Raw genomic sequence first — 16,764 nt, 5'->3', positions numbered from 1 at the left:
TTATTATGCATTATGTTTTTCCAAAAGTACAACATTTTCAACATGATGTGTTTGCGGAAACATATCAACTGCTTGTGTTTTAGTAATTTTATATTGATCTTTCATTAAGGCTAAGTCTCTAGCTTGTGTAGCACTATTACAGCTAACATATACCACTTTCTGTGGTGCAATATTTAATATTTGTTGCACAACATCTTTATGCATACCATCACGTGGTGGATCTGTTATTATTATATCTGGCTGACCATTAGAGGCAATAAATTCTGTATTAAACACATGTTTCATATCACCAACATAAAAGTCAACGTTTTCTATACCGTTTAATTGTGCATTATCTTTCGCCGCTTGAATTGCATCTGGCACTGCCTCGACACCAACAACATGTTTAGCTTGTTTTGCAACAAACTGAGCAATGGTTCCTGTTCCTGTATATAAATCATACACAAGTTCATCTCCTTCTAAACCGGCAAAATCGCGAGTGATTTTATATAATTCATAGGCTTGGTCAGAATTGGTTTGATAAAAAGATTTAGCATTAATTTTAAAACGTAAACCTTCCATTTCTTCAAAAATATGATCATTCCCTTTGTAACAAATCACTTCTTGGTCGTAAATAGTGTCATTCGCTTTACTATTAATAACATATTGTAAAGAGGTTATCTGTGGAAATGTTTCAGCAATAAAATCTAAAAGTAAAATGCGTTTTTCCTTATCTTCTTTAAAAAATTGAATAACAATCATAATATCTCCTGTTGAAGATGTTCTAACCATCATAGTACGCAAAAGACCAGTTTGTTGACGCGTATTAAAAAATTCTAAACCGTTTTCTATCGAAAAATCTCTTACTGCATTTCTGATGTCATTTGAAGGATCTGCTTGGAGCCAACATTTATTAATATTTAAAATTTTATCCCACATTCCAGGAATATGAAAACCAAGGGCATTTCTATCGCCTAAATCTTCATCAGATTCAATTTCTTCTTGTGTAAGCCATCTACTATCACTAAAAGAAAACTCCATTTTGTTCCTGTAAAAATAATGTTCAGCAGATCCTAGAATTGGAGATACTTCAGGCAATTCTAAATGACCAATACGAATTAAGTTATTTGTGACTTCCTTTTGTTTAAAATCTAGTTGGTGCTTGTAATCCATATGTTGCCATTTACAACCACCACAAACTCCAAAGTGTTCACATTTAGGTTCAGTTCTTTTATCAGATAAGGTATGAAATGCTATTGCTTTTCCTTCATAATAAGCTTTCCGTTTTTTAAAAGTTTGTATATCTACAATATCCCCAGGAACTGCGTTTGGAAGAAATATAACACGACCATCTGGTGCTTTAGCAACGGTTTTTCCTTTTGCTCCAGCATCAATCACTTCTATTTGCTCAAAAACTTGTCTTTTATTTTTACGTCTAGCCATAGCGCAAAAATAGTAATAGCGATAAATAAAAATGTAAGTAAATAGGATTATCTTTAAAAAACATCAAATTTAATTGAACCTTTTTATTTTTTCTCCGTCTTTAGAGTATGAGAGTCCTAAATAGTCATAATCGAATCATTAATCAACCAATTGTTAAGGTGTCTGAATTATTCAAAACATTAGCGACGCCTGATGATAAAATTTGGCCTATTAAAACTTGGCCAGCAATGCGTTTTAAACAAGGTTTGAAAATTGGTAGTAAAGGCGGTCATGGTCGAATTCGTTATACAATAATTGAGTTTGAGCCAGGAAATCAGATTAAATTTGAATTCACGAAACCTCATGGGTTTAATGGAACTCACGAATTAGAGATTGAAGCTATATCTGAAAATGTAACAGAAATACATCATGTTATAAAAATGAACACGAGTTTTAAAGCTAGTTTATTTTGGATAATAATAATTCGTTGGTTACACGATGCATTAATTGAAGACGCTTTCGATACTGTTGAGAATTATTTTTCAGAAGAAAAAAAGGAAACAAAATATACTACTTGGGTGATGTTTTTGAGAGGATATTATAAACGTAAAGCAATAAAAAACTGAGACGTTTAATTGAAACACGATAGAGATATAGACGAAGAACTGGTTTTAGCTTATCAAGCAGGAAACAAAAAAGCAATGGCTAAATTGGTTAAGCGATGGCATTTGACTTTCTGTAAAAAGGCATACTGGGTAGTAAAGGATGCTAGTTTATCGAAAGATATTGCTCAAGATAGTTGGCAGACAATTATAGCCAAGTTAGATGCATTAAACAAACCTTCTAGTTTTAAATCTTGGGCTTTGAGGATTGTTTACACTAAGGCTATAGACACTTTACGAGAGGATAAAATAATGCGTAATAAGGAAGCAGAATATAAAAATGAAGATGTCTATGAAATTGAAGAGATGGATGATCTTACAGTTTTAAAAAAGAAGCTTTTAGATATAATCAAGAGTTTACCAGAACATCAACAAATGGTTTTGAAGCTTTTTTACACTGAAGGGTATTCGCTCAAAGAAATTAGCATACTATTAAACATATCTGTAGGAACAACAAAATCGAGATTGTTTCATGCTAGAGAAAAACTAAAATCAATATTAAAGCCAATAATTGCTAAGAATAATTAACAACATCTCGTTTTTTTAAAGAAATACTATTTAATAATCATTAAAATTTAAACACAATGAAAACTAATATGGAAGATATCGATCAATTAATTAAGGAAACGTTAACTCAAGAAGAAACGAAATTTTATGATTCACTTGAAGAACAAAATGTTTTAGGAATGATAGCAGGTTTGTTTTCAGGAAAAAACAAATGGATTATCATCTTGATGAATATCATGACCTTAGTGTTCTTTGGTCTATTTGTGTATTGCTTAGTCAATTTTTTTGAGTCAACAGAAACGAATGAACTTATAAAATGGGGACTTGGAGGTCTTGTATTTTTAATTGGTGTAAGTATGTTAAAGGTATTTGCTTGGATGCAAATGGATAAAAATGCAATTCTAAGAGAAATGAAGCGATTAGAATTGCAAGTGTCATCATTATCTGGAAAAATTTCGGAATAAGCGTTTTAATTATTACTTTGCAAACTTCTAGGGATGATTTCTTTCCCACGCTGAATTTTCGTAATCTTCGAAAGGATAAAGGTAGATAAGGAATGGATAGTATATTCATTTATTAAATTATTTTTAAAATGGCAGTTTTAGACCACATTACATCGCAAGAGGCGATGGCATTAGAAAACAAATATGGAGCGCAAAATTATCATCCATTACCAGTAGTATTAAGCAAAGGTGAAGGTGTTTTTGTCTGGGATGTTGAAGGTAAAAAGTATTATGATTTTTTATCAGCATATTCTTCATTAAACCAAGGACATTGTCATCCAAAGATTGTCGATGCTATGACCGAACAAGCGCAACGCTTAACATTAACCTCAAGAGCTTTTTATAATGACATGCTTGGAAAGTATGAAAAATATGCTACTGAGTATTTCAAATTTGACAAAATGTTACCTATGAATTCAGGAGCAGAAGCTGTTGAGACGGCTTTAAAACTTTGTCGTAAATGGGCATACGAAGTTAAAGGGATTGATTTAAATAAGGCTGAAATTATTGTGTGTGAAAACAATTTTCACGGAAGAACTACAACTATTATTTCGTTTTCAAATGATCCTATTGCAAAAAAGAATTTTGGACCATATACAGACGGTTTTATAAAAGTAGAATATGATAATATTGAAGCATTAAAAACTATTTTAGATAGTAATCCTAATATCGCAGGATTTATGGTGGAGCCTATTCAAGGTGAAGCAGGAGTCTATGTACCTAGTGATAATTATTTACGTGAAGCTAAAGCATTATGCGAAAAATATAATGTGTTATTTATTGCAGATGAAGTTCAAACAGGAATTGCACGAACTGGAAGATTATTAGCTAGTTGTGGAAATTGTAGTTGTCCTAACAAAGATTGCTCAGACACTCCAGATGTAAAACCTGACGTTTTAGTTTTAGGAAAAGCTTTAAGCGGTGGTTTATATCCAGTTTCTGTTGTAATGGCTAACAACGATATTATGAATGTTATTCAACCAGGTAACCATGGAAGTACTTTTGGAGGAAATCCTATTGCAGCAGCAGTTGCAATTGCAGCACTTGAAGTTGTTAAGGATGAAAGTTTAGCTGAAAATGCGTTTCAGTTAGGAGAACTTTTCCGAAGCGAAATGAATAAATACATTGAAAAAAGCTCTATTGTAAATTTAGTACGTGGAAAAGGGTTATTGAATGCTATTTTAATTAATGATGATGAAGACAGTGATACTGCTTGGAATATTTGTTTAAAACTTCGTGATAACGGACTTTTAGCGAAACCAACACATGGTAATATTATTCGATTTGCACCTCCTTTGGTAATGACTAAAGCGCAATTATTAGATTGTGTAAGTATTATTACAAAAACGCTTCAAGAATTTGAAGATTAAATATATTATTTAGTAACAATATAAAGCGATCTTTTTGATCGCTTTTTTTTATGGTGCTAATTCTGAAAAAGGATGCATTTCAATATTTCTTAGTATCCAAAACAGCAATACCAATACTAGTATAATCTTAGTAGCGAAGGGTTTATGAAAGACATCGAAAAATGCTTTGTTGTATATTTTATTTAAAATAAATATTAAAGCTTTGTAGCTTAAAACAATAAAGACCACTATAAGTAAGTAGTTATGTCTAATTCCTGTAATGATGTGGCCATTCATTATTTGATGAATAGCTCTTTGACTGCCACATCCTGCACAATAAATGCCTGTTAATGAATAAAAAGGACATTTCGGAAAAATATTGTGTTCAGAGGGATTCCAGAAAAAGTATAGTGATAATACTCCTAAGAGTGTTATCACTATACCTAATGTAATTAATGTCTTTGTTTTAGTAAGCATTGCCACTTGCTAGGGCTCCAAACATGGCTATTCCAAAAATTAATATGTATAAAATCCAACCTAAAGCTGCAATACCTATAGATACTAATCCCCAAGTTTTTGCGTTTTTTGATGCTTTAGTAGCCTCATTATAGTTTCCATCTTCATACAAACTATTAACTTTAGTTGCGTAAATGATACTTACAATTCCTGTAGGCAAGCAACATAGAATTGTGCTTATTATTGCTAGTGCTAAATAACTATTTGGTCTTTGTGGTTTATTTTCCATTATTATTTGGTTAGATTTATGAGTCAAAAGTAATAAAAAAAAAGCGACCGAATGGTCGCTTTTATATATTGAATAATAAGAATTATGATCCCATCATTTCTTGAATACGCTCTTGCATTAGCTGTTGATCTTGCATTGTTTCCCATCCGAATGTAGATATCATCCAAATTGTCATTATTAAATACAATGCACTTAAGATTATACCAATTATAGCAAGGATTTTACCAGTTTTTACATTTTGAAATCCACTATATGATTCAGGATTCTCTGCATAAATAGCTGTTGCTTTTTTTGCTAATACTATTGTAATAATACCAAGTATAAGACCTAAAACACCATAACAGCAGCAAGTAACTATTGATAGAATACCAAATACTAGAATAAGTGTTGAATTAGGTAATTGTTGTTGGGTTTGATTGTTTTCCATGTGATACGTTTTTGTTTTAGTTGTAAAAAGTTTTTAATATAAAACTGCCAATTATGATTACAGCATTAGTTATAGCCAAAGTAATAATAATTTTATAAGCATGTTTGAAATTTATGAAGTAATTTATGACAACAACACCAAATAATGCAATTAAAGTATAAATAGCAGGATACATATGAAACGCAGCTGTAAATTCACCTTGAAGTATTAATGATAGTGAGCGTTGCATACCACAACCCATACAATCAATGCCAAGTAGCTTTTTATTTAAGCAAGGAAGCATGTATTCTTCTGGTTTGAGCATAGTTTTCATTTAATGAAAACAAAAATAGGAAAGTATAAGTTGTTTTGTGAACTTATTTATTTTTTATAATTACTTTTTTAGAAATTGAATCACTGTTCTTAAGACCTATGACAGTGACATATACACCATCACTTAAATTATGAGTAGAAAAATGGTAACTTATGTTATTCACTAAATTAGTTGAATTGAACACTTGTTTTCCCGAAACGTCAAAAAGCGATACACTTTCAATATCTAAATTGTTAGGGTTTTTAACTGTTAATTGAGAATTGTTGTTGTCTTGAATTACTATAAAATCAGAGATAGTAACAGCGTCATTACTTAAAGTGCTTTCATCTATAAACGTAACTTCAAAACGATTATCATAAATACCTTCATCAAGTGTTATATCAAAGCTCCCGTCTTTTATGCTAGTGTAGGTGTTATTAAGATTATCATAAATGTAAATATTGATGTCATCATCTATATTTGTTAGTTGATTTACTTCAACACTATATTCTGTTGCTTGATCTGATGCTTTAAATACAATTGGAATTCTTGTATTTTGGTCATAAGTAATCGACTTTATAACAAGTTTTTGGTCTTCAGCTAAAAGGTATACATCATTATTTAAATCTGATATGTTTTTACCATCACAAAATTTATTGTAGGTCAAATCTGTATTATTTCTGAAAGCGATAACATTTTCTCTATAAAACGAATTGTTGACTTTGGTGTGAATTCTAATCTCAGGAACTATAGTTGGATGATTAATAATATCTGTATAATCTAATCCGTTGTGCGACATTGCTATAACATCATTTCCTTGAGAGTTTTGTCTTCCGAATATTGAGCCATTTCCACTTATTACAGAATCTTCAGCAAGATATAATCGCATGGAGTTATTGAGTGTGATAACACCACCACCTACAGCACCTCCATTATCATCGCTATTAACAACAAACCCTTGACCAATTGCTGCAAAACGTCTAGAATTATTAGCACTGTAATCTGGACTATTGCCTGAAGTTGATCCAATTTCACCACCATCGACAGTAAAGTTTCCAAAAGTTGCTCTTGCGTAGGTCCCATTATCACTTAAATCACCTAAAGGTCCAGGAGTATAAACAGCATATCCACCTTCATATGATAGGATATTATGAGAATTTTTGGTTTTTTGTTCCCAGAAATAAATATTACCATCTAATCGTGTAGCATTGGTAGGAACATTAGCAAAAATTAATTTAAGATCTAAAGCAGAAGGGTATGGGTTTCCAGTTAATGTATTCACTTGATCATCTAATCCTGATGTGGGATCTGAATCTGTACCATTGAAAACACAATTAAAAGTAATATCTCCGTTGTTTGGTCGTCCTCTAAAATCTAATACATTGTTAGTATTTGGACTTCCCTTTAGCGTATATCCATATCCTGGATTTGCATTGCCAATATCAAAGATCTGATTCCAGTCAGTATATCCACCTCCAGATTCAAGCGTAAACATCCAATAATTTGAAAGTTCAGTTGCAGTTCCGTTGTAAGCAGAAGTAAATAAATAAGCGTTTGAATTTACATTAGTTAAATCTGTGTGGTCCACTGGATCATGTATGTTTGTACCATTAAATGCTAGGTTAGCACGTACTGTTCCATCAATGCTAACACCAACAGGACTACACCAATAGTTATATTCATAGATGCCTTTGGTTTGGTTTTGGTATACAGAAAGTTCGCCAGCATCAGAATTTTTAGTATTTGTGTTTTGAAGTAATTGGGCATCACCTCGTAAATAAAAATTTGATGTGGGAGTTTCTAATCTGATATCATCATTAACAAATACAACTACATCTCTGGCATAAATAAAACTATTGTTGTCTACATAGAGGTCTTGTGCGAAAATAAAATTCGAGATGAAAACTATAATTATAAGTGAGATCGTATTTTTCATAATGGATTACTTATTTCGTAATGCTATATTGTTTGATGAATCTGTTTTTTATTATGTTTTTTTCGATTTGAAGTAACTTCATTACTGATCAAAAATCCTTATTTTTAAAGGTGTTTTTATTAGATTCAGAATTATTTTTTGAAATTACAAAATCTTTGCTTAATAAGTTATTTTTTTTAGTAGAATAAGCTTTCTTTTTAGTTAATACTTTTGAACTATCATTCTTAGGAGTAGATGTTTGTCTTAAATTTAATTTAGTTTTCCTTAGAATTAGTTTTTCGACTTTAGGACTTGACAAATATTCTTTCAAAGTCAAAGCCTTTATTTTAGGTAATGAAATGATGTGTTGTTTGTGATTCTTATTTTTTAAGTTATGTTTTGTGATTGCTTTTTTAACGGATTTATCTTCATTGTACAAATAATCTCTTAACGACATGGCATTTATTTTAGGAACATCAACTATCTTTTTATTTTGAGAAGCATTATTACTCTCAAGATTTGAAACTTTTTTTATTACTCTCTTTTTTGTTTTTGGAGTAGTTAAATAGTCTTTAACTGAAAGTGCTTTTGCTTTATGTTCAATTATATTTTTCTTGCTTGTTATAGAGTCATTCCTTTGACAGAAACACGTAAAACAAAAAAAGAAACTTATATATGTTATAAATATTTGTTTCATCGATTTAATTAATTACTGTTACTATAAAATCCATTCCAATATAGTCAGTGCCAAAAAATCCACTTGTGTTATTTGAAACAACAAATGTAACTTCTCCAGTCCTAGCTTCCACATGATGAATTGTGATATCATCAGAAGGGGAAGTTCCCCAATCACCAATTAATGAAACGGAAACACTTGAAAAACTAGTGCAGCCAGGTACTGTAAGTGTTAAATTATAAGTGTTGCCAGATAAGATATTGGTTGCAGGATAATACCATGCTGTGATGTCATTTAATTTGTTTTGTACAATCCATCTATTTTGAGCATCACTATACATTAATGTTATTGATGAATATCTGCCAGTTAAAAACAGGTCTTGTTCTGAAGGAATAAGGATTCTATTAGCTGCAGGACCACCATTATTGTGAATAATACCCATAATTTGAGTAGTAGTATTTTGAAGTGTAACCATTTGTCCATCAGATCCAGTTACAGGTATAATACTTTCTATCTCAAAATAAGCTGTCGGACCAGTAATTCTGTAATGAGAATACAGTACACCTCCAACTAAAGGAAGAGTGACATTGCTATTGGTTCCATCAACTAAGCTGATAGTGCCTCCGTCTCTTAATGAAATAGCACCTTCAATATCAAGTTCTGTTTTTGGATCTGTATTTCCTATACCCACTTGGGCATTTAATGTTATTCCGATAAAAAACACTAAATAAAATGTAATTTTTTTCATAATCAACAAATTTTAATCCCAATTAAATTTAATAAATAACTCCTTGATTATTAGATATAATAGTGTAATTTCGATAAGTTGTTTAATTTTTACGCTAAACCATCAATATGTCACGACTAATTAGTTACATCTTAATTGTAACTGGCGCATTTGTAGCTATTTACGCTCAAGCAGGTGAGGACCAAAATCAATTTCTTCTTATAGGAGGGATTGTAGCTTTAATGTTGGGTGTTTATAGGATTTCTAGAAATATTCCTAGTAAAAGAAATTTAGAAGAAGAAAATAAAGAGAATTTAGATGTATGAGTTTTCAAATAGGAGATAAAGTTTCGGTTTTAGACGATGATATCTCGGGTGTTATTGTAGGAATAAATAACCATACTGTTGGTGTAGAAACTTCTGATGGTTTTGTTTTGGAGTTTCAATCAAATGAGTTAATCAAGAATAAATCATTCACAAAAGATATCTTTTCAATTAATGGTATTCAAGATGTGATTAAACAAAAAGAACTTCCATTAAAAAAGCGTTCTATCAAAACGAAGCCAAAAGAACGAAATCTACCAATGATGGAGGTTGATTTGCATATCCATAAGTTAGTAGATTCTGAAAGACAAATGACTAACTACGACAAGCTTACACTTCAGTTAGACACAGCTAAACGGCAATTAGATTTTGCGATACGTAAACGTATTCAGAAACTAGTATTTATACATGGAGTGGGAGAAGGGGTTTTAAAAATGGAATTAGAAACTCTTTTTAGACGTTATGATAATATAAAATACTACGAAGCCGACTTACAAAAATATGGAAACGGAGCAACTGAAGTATATGTTTATCAGAACGTAAGTTCTAATCAATAAATATTGGATTAGCATCTCTAAATTCAGTAGTAATACTAGAATCATTAAGCGTACCGAAATCCAGTGTTTGCTGAGTAATAGATGGTAAAGAGATTTCTGAAACAATTACAGATATAGTGTAAATCATTCTAATTTCGTGGTCTCTGTACGCTATTGCAGGTACTGAAACAGAATATTGATCATTTAAATAATTTGCAATTCCTGGGTTATTTATATCTGAAAAGTCATCTGTTGGATTCTTGTCTTGATCTGTATCTTCATCACGTGTAGGAACACCATCACCATCATCGTCATCATCTAAATAATCTGGAGTCCCATCACCATCTGTATCTAAAGCATTTATTAAGCCATCATCTTCTGTATAGTTGACGTCTTCATTAACCGTAAGTACGTTGTCACCATCATCATCAACATCTAAATAATCCGGAATAGTATCATCATCGGTATCTATCGCATCACTAAAATCACCATCTCCATTTGGATCTTGACCTTCTAGTTCTGAAGGAATTCCGTCGTTGTCATCTTCAACTAAAACTGTTGTAACAGTAACTTCACCACCAAGACTAACTTCATCTCTTTCTATACCTAAGTTTGAAGGCGGAATATCATTACAAAACAATACATTGTCTGCTGGTAAATTTGAATAACTTCTGTAATTAAAAACATTTGATCCTCCTAGCGGAAAAGTGTCTTCGTAAAAAAAATCATCACCTACATCTAAAATTGTTTCCATAGTTAAAGTGCTAAACTGTATAGATAGGGATTCAGAAGTGTTTTCATTGGTTTTAAAAAACACTAGCTCGCCACATTGTTTGAATTCGTCCTCGAAATCCAGTGTTACTTCAAATACATCACCATCATCACAGGTTGTAAATAAAAGTCCGATACAAAGTAAAATGATAAATTTTCGCATGCTGTAATTCATTAAGAAACAAAAATAGAGATTTGTAAATTTATAACGATATGATTAACAAATAATTTTGTTAGTGTAGGTTCTGGTTTTATTTACCATTTGATTATTGCATCTTTGCATTCTAATTTTTCTTGTTTATGAGAACTGTTTATTTTGATAATGCTGCTACAACTCAAATTCGTGATGAAGTAATTGATCGTATGACTGAAGTAATGAAAATTAATTTCGGAAACCCTTCTTCTACACATAATTACGGAAGGCAATCTAAATCAATAATTGAATCATGCAGAAAGTCTGTTGCATTACATTTTAATGTGTCTGCTTCTGAAATTGTGTTCACCTCTGGTGGTACTGAAGCTGATAATTTAGTCTTGAGAAGCGCAGTTCGAGATCTTGGTGTTGAAGAGATTATTACTACTAAAATAGAGCATCATGCTATTCTTCATACAATTGATGAATTAGAAAAAGAGTTTCCTATTTTAGTGAAATATGTCAATTTAGAATCTGATGGTCATATCGATTATTCTCATTTAGAACAGTTGTTAGATTCTGAAAAAAAGAAATTGGTAAGTTTAATGCATGTCAATAATGAAATAGGGAATAAGCTAGATATTTCTAGAGTTGCCAGTTTGTGTAAACAGAATAATGCATTGTTTCATAGTGATACTGTCCAATCTGTAGGACATTATCAATTAGATTTAGAAGCCATTCCAATAGATTTTCTAGCTGCAAGTGCTCATAAATTTCATGGACCAAAAGGTGTTGGTTTCGCTTTTGTTAGAAAAAACTCTGGAATTAAAGGTTCTATTTTTGGAGGCGCACAGGAGCGAGGATATAGGGCAGGAACAGAAGCAATTCATAATATTGTTGGCTTAGATGAAGCTTTGAAGTTGTCTTATGAAAATCTCAATACGGAACGTTCATATATTTTAGGTATTAAAGATTATTTTATCACTCAACTTCGTGAAGTCTTACCTGATGTTGTTTTCAATGGAAGCTGCTCAAGTCCCGAAAATAGTACTTATACACTTATTAATGTGTGCTTACCTATAGTTCCTGAAAAAGCAGCCATGTTGCAATTTCAATTAGATTTAAAAGGGATTGCTTGTTCAAAAGGTAGCGCATGTCAGAGCGGAAGCTCTCAAAACTCACATGTCCTTGCTGAGATATTAAATGAGGCTAATTTACAAAAACCATCAGTGCGTTTTTCTTTTAGTACTTTTAATACAAAAGCCGAAGTAGATTACACGATTGGAGTTTTAAAAGAGTTTGTTTAAAATCTAGTGCTCAATCTTACATTAAAAACTCGAGGTGTTAAATAGTTTGGAATCGCAAATTGTCGTTTGCTATATACGTCACGTACCCAGGTATTTGTGATTGAATTTTGCGCATTAAATACATTGAAAATCTCAAAACCAATTGATAATTCTCTAAATGTTTGCTTCCATTTTTTTGTATACGTTTTATTTGGATCCACTAATACATAAGAAAAACCTACATCTGCACGCTTATAATCTGGTAAACGATTTTGAAACTGATACGGATCTGCATAACTAGGAGAACCTCCTGGAACACCAGTATTATATACTAAATTTAAATACATTTTTAAATCTGGAAGTGCTTTCATATAATCTTGAAATAAGGCTCCAAATTTTAAACGTTGATCTGTTGGTCTTGCAATATTACCTCTGTTATCAATATTCTCTTCAGTCTTTAGATACCCGAAACTAAACCAGCTTTCAGTGCCTGGGATGAATTCACCGTTAAGTCGCATATCTAGACCATATGAATACGCTGTAGCATTATTTTTAGCCCTGTAACGTATCCTAACGTTTTCTAAAGTATAAGGATTAACATCTGTTAAGTTTTTATAATAAGCTTCTGTGACAAGCTTGAAAGGTCGTTTCCATAATTCAAAACTGTATTCATTTCCTAAAACAACATGAATAGATTTTTGAGCTTTAACATCAGGTTGAACAACTCCCGAAGAATCTCTTAATTCTCTGTAAAAAGGGGGTTGGTAATACAATCCACCAGCAACTCTAAAAAGCATGTCTTTTTCCCAATCTGGTTTGATGGCAAATTGTGCTCTCGGACTAAAAACAGTTTGAGTAGAGCTTGTAATGCCTTCTTGATTTGGAACTTCACTATTTACAGTCCAATTGTGTATTCTAACACCAGCATTATAAAATACGTCGTTGTTTCCTAGTGTTGTGCGTTTGCTCCATTGTGCATAGGCTTGAAGTCTATCAATTTGAACTTCGTTGGTTGCGCGTACATTTTGAAAGGCTTGAAGAGGTCCTTCAAAAGGTTCGTATGGTTGTTCGTTTGGTGTGTCAAAAATAGGAGGGCGAACAGAAAAACCAGCACTGTCAATAACTTCCCATTCTACAAGACGGTCTCGAATATCTTCATGTGTATATTTAACAGACCATTCTAGAGTGCTTTCATCATCTAATTTGTAATCACCTTTATGTTCGATGTTAAAAATTAATGCATCTAAGTCATTTCTTGCATGTGTTAACTGTGATCCAATCCCTTCGCTGAATTCTACTTCGCCTAAATTTTCATCACCAATATTACTATTAACTTCTCCTAATCGATATTGCGCTAAAATGTCAAAATATTCTTCTTCAGTAGTATGGTATGCAGATGCGATTAACTTTAGGGTTAAATCTTCTGAAGCAAAATAGTTCGCTTTAAAGGCTCCAAAAGTAGTGAGATATTGGTCTTTCTCTTGACCTTCGTAAAACACTAATAATGCAACTGGCTCGTCAATAGTACCGAAATTTGTTTGTCTGTTTTGTGGTTGAAAATCATATTTGTTAAGCGATATATTTCCAAGGAAATTCAAATGAAACTTATCTGAAAATTTATAGGTTAGATAGGTTTGAGCATCTGCAAATACAGGTACAACATTGGTTTCAGTTTCAAGTGAATTTATAAACAAGCTGTTATCTCTATAACGTAGTCCCACGATACCTGAAAACTTTGAATCTTTACTTACAGCTTCAGCAGCGATACTACCTCCTAAAAGACTTGCTTCTGCCCGAACACCAAATTTGATAGGAGTTCTGTAGGTGATGTCTAAAACTGAAGACAATTTGTCTCCGTATTTTGCTTGAAATCCACCAGCCGAAAAATCTACATTTTGCACCAAATCTGTATTCACAAAACTTAATCCTTCTTGTTGTCATAAAAAAAAAAAAAATGGTCGATACACTTCAATTTCATTGACATATACTAAATTTTCATCGAAGTTACCACCTCGAACCGAATATTGTGTACTCAATTCGTTTGAAATATTTACTCCTGGTAATGTTTTTAGAATATTCTCTACACCAGGTTGCGCACCTTTGATTGTTCTTAAAACAGCTGGAGGAACGGAAACGATGCCTTCAACAGATTGTTTTGTGTTACTATTGATAACAACAGTAGTGATTTGCTCGACTTCCACACTCATTACTGGGTTGAATTCAATTTCTTCACCATTTTTCAAGTTAAACGTTGCTTCAACTTTTTTATGTGATAAATGGGTGAAAACAATAGTTATATCAGTGTTTGCAGGAACCTTAAGCTCGTAAAATCCATTCTCGTTAGAAGTGGTTCCGTTATTATTGGCTTTGATGCTAACATTGTAAATTGGTTGCTGCTGATCGTCAAGTATGACACCTTTGATAGTAGCATTTTGAGAAAAACCAAACAATGGTATACTTAAAAAAAGAATTAGTAATAGACTTTGTATTTTCAAAAGGCTTTTTTTTATTTTCTAAAAAACGTTGCTTCAAATGTAGAACTATTTCCAATATTATCTATAACAATTACTTTCAAATTATTTTCAGTTTCTGAAATTACGTCGTCTTCAAAAGTGTAAGTAAGGGTGTCTTTTTTATAATCATACTCCATTAAAACCCATTTTCCATTAATGGTTGCTCTGTAATTACTGATGCCTGAAAGATCATCGTCAATCTTAAGTTTTATATTTTTAGACTTACTTAGCCATTTTCCATCTTGAAAATTGACTGGTTTAATTGTTGGACTAGTTGTGTCTGAAGCTAATGTAAATGTACCTAAAGACTTTGTTCTAGCAGTTAAGAAATCCCCTTGTCGTGTTGTTTTTACGTAATATGGTTTTTTATAATAGCCATATAGTTTTGCAATAAATAACTTGCTTTTATCTTCTTCAGAATAATTTTCAATATTAAAACTAATAGTGCAGTTTTTCATAAGGGGAACAACATCTTTATGCAATGTTAAGGTATCACTACTAACGGCAAAGTCAATGTAAAAATTGTCATAAAAGGTGTTTTTTGCAAAAAGCACTGATATGTTTTTGTCCTCAAGACGTAGAGTTTCATCAGCCTGAACATAGTAATTAGGTTTAAGATCGTACTGCTCTAGTTTTTCTTTGGCTTTCTTTCCTTGAATAGGGATATTAACCCAAGATTCATTGCCCTGAAAATCCTGAATTCTTATTTTATATACTGAAGAAGTACTATCTTCTACGTGAATATAACCTTCATCAGAAACATCATTGAGCATGCTTAACGTGTTTCCCGGTTGAGCAAATAATTTTTGAACACGTGATTTTTTAGTTTTAAAAATTTCAAAATCTATATATCGGTTTAGATGTTTGGTTTCATCAAAGCTGAAACGTTTAAAATCCATTTCAAAATTTTTATTTCCGTTGAATAATGTCTGTATATTACTTACACCATTTTTATTGCTTGCCAAATCTTGTTGGTCATAACTTACAACTCCAAAGCCTATGGTTCCGTAAGCTTCTATTGGTTCTACATTATAATCACCATTATTGTTTGGTATAAGGCGCAATTCTTTTCTTGTTTTAATGCCGTTAACGTGAGATTTTCTATCCTGCGGATACGCATAAATTGCAGTTACTACAGGTTGCCTAGTGTCTTTTATGTCAATACCAAAAAGCATTGGATTTATTGGACGTTCTTCGTTGTCTCTAATTTCAAAATGTAGATGAGGACCACCAGAACTTCCAGAGTTTCCCGAAAAAGCGACAATTTCGTTTGATGATATTGGTAATTCTTCAGGAGAAGGAAAGACTTCAATTTCATAAGATTCTTTCTCGTATTGTTTGTCTTTTATGTAGTTTTCTATCACTGGAGCAAACTTTTCTAAATGCGCATAAACAGTAACGTAACCATTAGGATGTGTTATGTAAAGTGCTTTTCCGTATCCAAAATGAGAAATTTTAATCCGACTTACATAACCTTTTGCAGCAGCAAATACATCTAGGCCAGTACGTTGTTGGGTTTTAATATCTAATCCGGAATGAAAATGATTAGAACGTAATTCGGCAAAAGTTCCAGACAACACTAGTGTTACGTCCAGAGGGTTTCTAAAGTAATCTTGTGGATAAGGTGATTGAGAGAATCCAGCTTGACTGATAAAAAGAATTATATAGAGGTATATCTTTTTCATAAAGTACTAATCAAATTTTATAACGTAAAAATATCAATTTATTTTAAACATAGAAAATATTCTATATTTAATTTTTTTCCATTTTTAGTATTTGAATTCAAAAATAGTAAAGTTAAGTTTCAAAAAAAGCGGTAATCTTAAATTTTAATTATGCGTAATACTACTGTATGACTGATGTTTTGATATTAATTCAAAATTTATTCTAAAACAATTGCTATTTTTCATTTGGTATGTTAACTTTGTTTCATCAGTATTGAAATTTGTAAATGAGTAAAATTGAAGATATTGTCGATTCGTTAGAGAATAAAATTAG

The 16,764-nt window shown here is 31.8% G+C and carries 17 protein-coding genes and 1 pseudogene; 7 read left to right on the top strand and 11 right to left on the bottom strand.

Going from position 1 to position 16,764, the window contains the following annotated elements; translation table 11 throughout:
• Positions 1 to 3 precede the first annotated feature (3 nt).
• Positions 4 to 1,422 (bottom strand): 23S rRNA (uracil(1939)-C(5))-methyltransferase RlmD, encoded by a 1,419-nt coding sequence (gene rlmD, locus AB8B90_RS09570; RefSeq protein WP_405336227.1) that lies wholly within the window; start codon positions 1,420 to 1,422, stop codon positions 4 to 6.
• 107 nt (positions 1,423 to 1,529) lie between these two features.
• Here rlmD and AB8B90_RS09565 point away from each other — a divergent pair, with 107 nt between their 5' ends.
• The 4 genes from AB8B90_RS09565 (at position 1,530) to rocD (ending at position 4,443) form a co-directional block, all read left to right on the top strand.
• A complete protein-coding gene (locus AB8B90_RS09565) occupies positions 1,530 to 2,027 on the top strand; it encodes a hypothetical protein (RefSeq protein ID WP_405336224.1) in 498 nt (165 codons plus the stop codon).
• Between the two features lie 9 nt (positions 2,028 to 2,036).
• Positions 2,037 to 2,591: an RNA polymerase sigma factor gene (locus AB8B90_RS09560; RefSeq protein WP_405336221.1), complete on the top strand. Its 555-nt coding sequence runs from the start codon at positions 2,037 to 2,039 to the stop codon at positions 2,589 to 2,591.
• A gap of 56 nt (positions 2,592 to 2,647) precedes the next feature.
• A complete protein-coding gene (locus tag AB8B90_RS09555; RefSeq protein ID WP_405336218.1) occupies positions 2,648 to 3,034 on the top strand; it encodes a DUF6768 family protein in 387 nt (128 codons plus the stop codon).
• A gap of 128 nt (positions 3,035 to 3,162) precedes the next feature.
• The gene (gene rocD / locus AB8B90_RS09550; RefSeq protein ID WP_405336215.1) at positions 3,163 to 4,443 is read left to right on the top strand and encodes an ornithine--oxo-acid transaminase; all 1,281 of its coding nucleotides are present in this window, start codon (positions 3,163 to 3,165) and stop codon (positions 4,441 to 4,443) included.
• Between the two features lie 48 nt (positions 4,444 to 4,491).
• Here the strand turns inward: rocD and AB8B90_RS09545 are convergent, their stop codons facing one another.
• The 7 genes from AB8B90_RS09545 to AB8B90_RS09515 all read right to left on the bottom strand — a co-directional run bounded on the left by AB8B90_RS09545 (position 4,492) and on the right by AB8B90_RS09515 (position 9,225).
• Entirely contained in the window at positions 4,492 to 4,899 is a 408-nt protein-coding gene (locus AB8B90_RS09545) for a DUF2752 domain-containing protein (protein WP_405336212.1), read from the bottom strand.
• Positions 4,889 to 5,167: a CD225/dispanin family protein gene (locus AB8B90_RS09540; RefSeq protein ID WP_405336209.1), complete on the bottom strand. Its 279-nt coding sequence runs from the start codon at positions 5,165 to 5,167 to the stop codon at positions 4,889 to 4,891. Before AB8B90_RS09540 ends, AB8B90_RS09545 begins: the two co-directional genes overlap by 11 nt.
• A gap of 82 nt (positions 5,168 to 5,249) precedes the next feature.
• Positions 5,250 to 5,594: a CCC motif membrane protein gene (locus tag AB8B90_RS09535; RefSeq protein ID WP_405336206.1), complete on the bottom strand. Its 345-nt coding sequence runs from the start codon at positions 5,592 to 5,594 to the stop codon at positions 5,250 to 5,252.
• Between the two features lie 16 nt (positions 5,595 to 5,610).
• The gene (locus AB8B90_RS09530) at positions 5,611 to 5,898 is read right to left on the bottom strand and encodes a DUF2752 domain-containing protein (protein ID WP_405336203.1); all 288 of its coding nucleotides are present in this window, start codon (positions 5,896 to 5,898) and stop codon (positions 5,611 to 5,613) included.
• 52 nt (positions 5,899 to 5,950) lie between these two features.
• Positions 5,951 to 7,822: a T9SS type A sorting domain-containing protein gene (locus tag AB8B90_RS09525; protein WP_405336200.1), complete on the bottom strand. Its 1,872-nt coding sequence runs from the start codon at positions 7,820 to 7,822 to the stop codon at positions 5,951 to 5,953.
• 88 nt (positions 7,823 to 7,910) lie between these two features.
• Positions 7,911 to 8,498 carry a hypothetical protein gene (locus AB8B90_RS09520; RefSeq protein ID WP_405336197.1) on the bottom strand — a complete coding sequence of 196 codons (588 nt, stop codon included), beginning with the start codon at positions 8,496 to 8,498 and terminating at the stop codon, positions 7,911 to 7,913.
• Between the two features lie 4 nt (positions 8,499 to 8,502).
• The gene (locus AB8B90_RS09515; RefSeq protein ID WP_405336194.1) at positions 8,503 to 9,225 is read right to left on the bottom strand and encodes a hypothetical protein; all 723 of its coding nucleotides are present in this window, start codon (positions 9,223 to 9,225) and stop codon (positions 8,503 to 8,505) included.
• Between the two features lie 107 nt (positions 9,226 to 9,332).
• On the opposite strand from AB8B90_RS09515, the gene AB8B90_RS09510 reads away from it, so the two are divergent.
• Positions 9,333 to 9,530 (top strand): hypothetical protein, encoded by a 198-nt coding sequence (locus tag AB8B90_RS09510; protein WP_405336191.1) that lies wholly within the window; start codon positions 9,333 to 9,335, stop codon positions 9,528 to 9,530.
• Positions 9,527 to 10,084 (top strand): Smr/MutS family protein, encoded by a 558-nt coding sequence (locus AB8B90_RS09505; RefSeq protein WP_405336188.1) that lies wholly within the window; start codon positions 9,527 to 9,529, stop codon positions 10,082 to 10,084. Before AB8B90_RS09510 ends, AB8B90_RS09505 begins: the two co-directional genes overlap by 4 nt.
• Here AB8B90_RS09505 and AB8B90_RS09500 read toward each other — a convergent pair.
• Positions 10,074 to 10,997 carry a hypothetical protein gene (locus AB8B90_RS09500; RefSeq protein WP_405336185.1) on the bottom strand — a complete coding sequence of 308 codons (924 nt, stop codon included), beginning with the start codon at positions 10,995 to 10,997 and terminating at the stop codon, positions 10,074 to 10,076. The two genes, AB8B90_RS09505 and AB8B90_RS09500, sit on opposite strands and share 11 nt — an antisense overlap.
• Before the next feature lie 137 nt (positions 10,998 to 11,134).
• Here AB8B90_RS09500 and AB8B90_RS09495 point away from each other — a divergent pair, with 137 nt between their 5' ends.
• Positions 11,135 to 12,274, top strand: coding sequence for a cysteine desulfurase family protein (locus AB8B90_RS09495; RefSeq protein WP_405336182.1), 1,140 nt, complete (start codon positions 11,135 to 11,137; stop codon positions 12,272 to 12,274).
• Here the strand turns inward: AB8B90_RS09495 and AB8B90_RS09490 are convergent.
• Positions 12,271 to 14,748, bottom strand: a pseudogene (locus tag AB8B90_RS09490) (carboxypeptidase-like regulatory domain-containing protein). The gene AB8B90_RS09495 and the pseudogene AB8B90_RS09490 overlap by 4 nt on opposite strands.
• Positions 14,749 to 14,759: 11 nt before the next feature.
• Positions 14,760 to 16,451, bottom strand: coding sequence for a M23 family metallopeptidase (locus AB8B90_RS09485; RefSeq protein ID WP_405336179.1), 1,692 nt, complete (start codon positions 16,449 to 16,451; stop codon positions 14,760 to 14,762).
• Positions 16,452 to 16,764 lie beyond the last annotated feature (313 nt).

Source organism: Psychroserpens sp., assembly GCF_045105015.1.
GTDB lineage: Bacteria > Bacteroidota > Bacteroidia > Flavobacteriales > Flavobacteriaceae > Psychroserpens.
The sequence above is the reverse complement of the archived record's forward strand: the minus strand, read 5'-3'. Positions and strand labels throughout refer to the sequence as shown.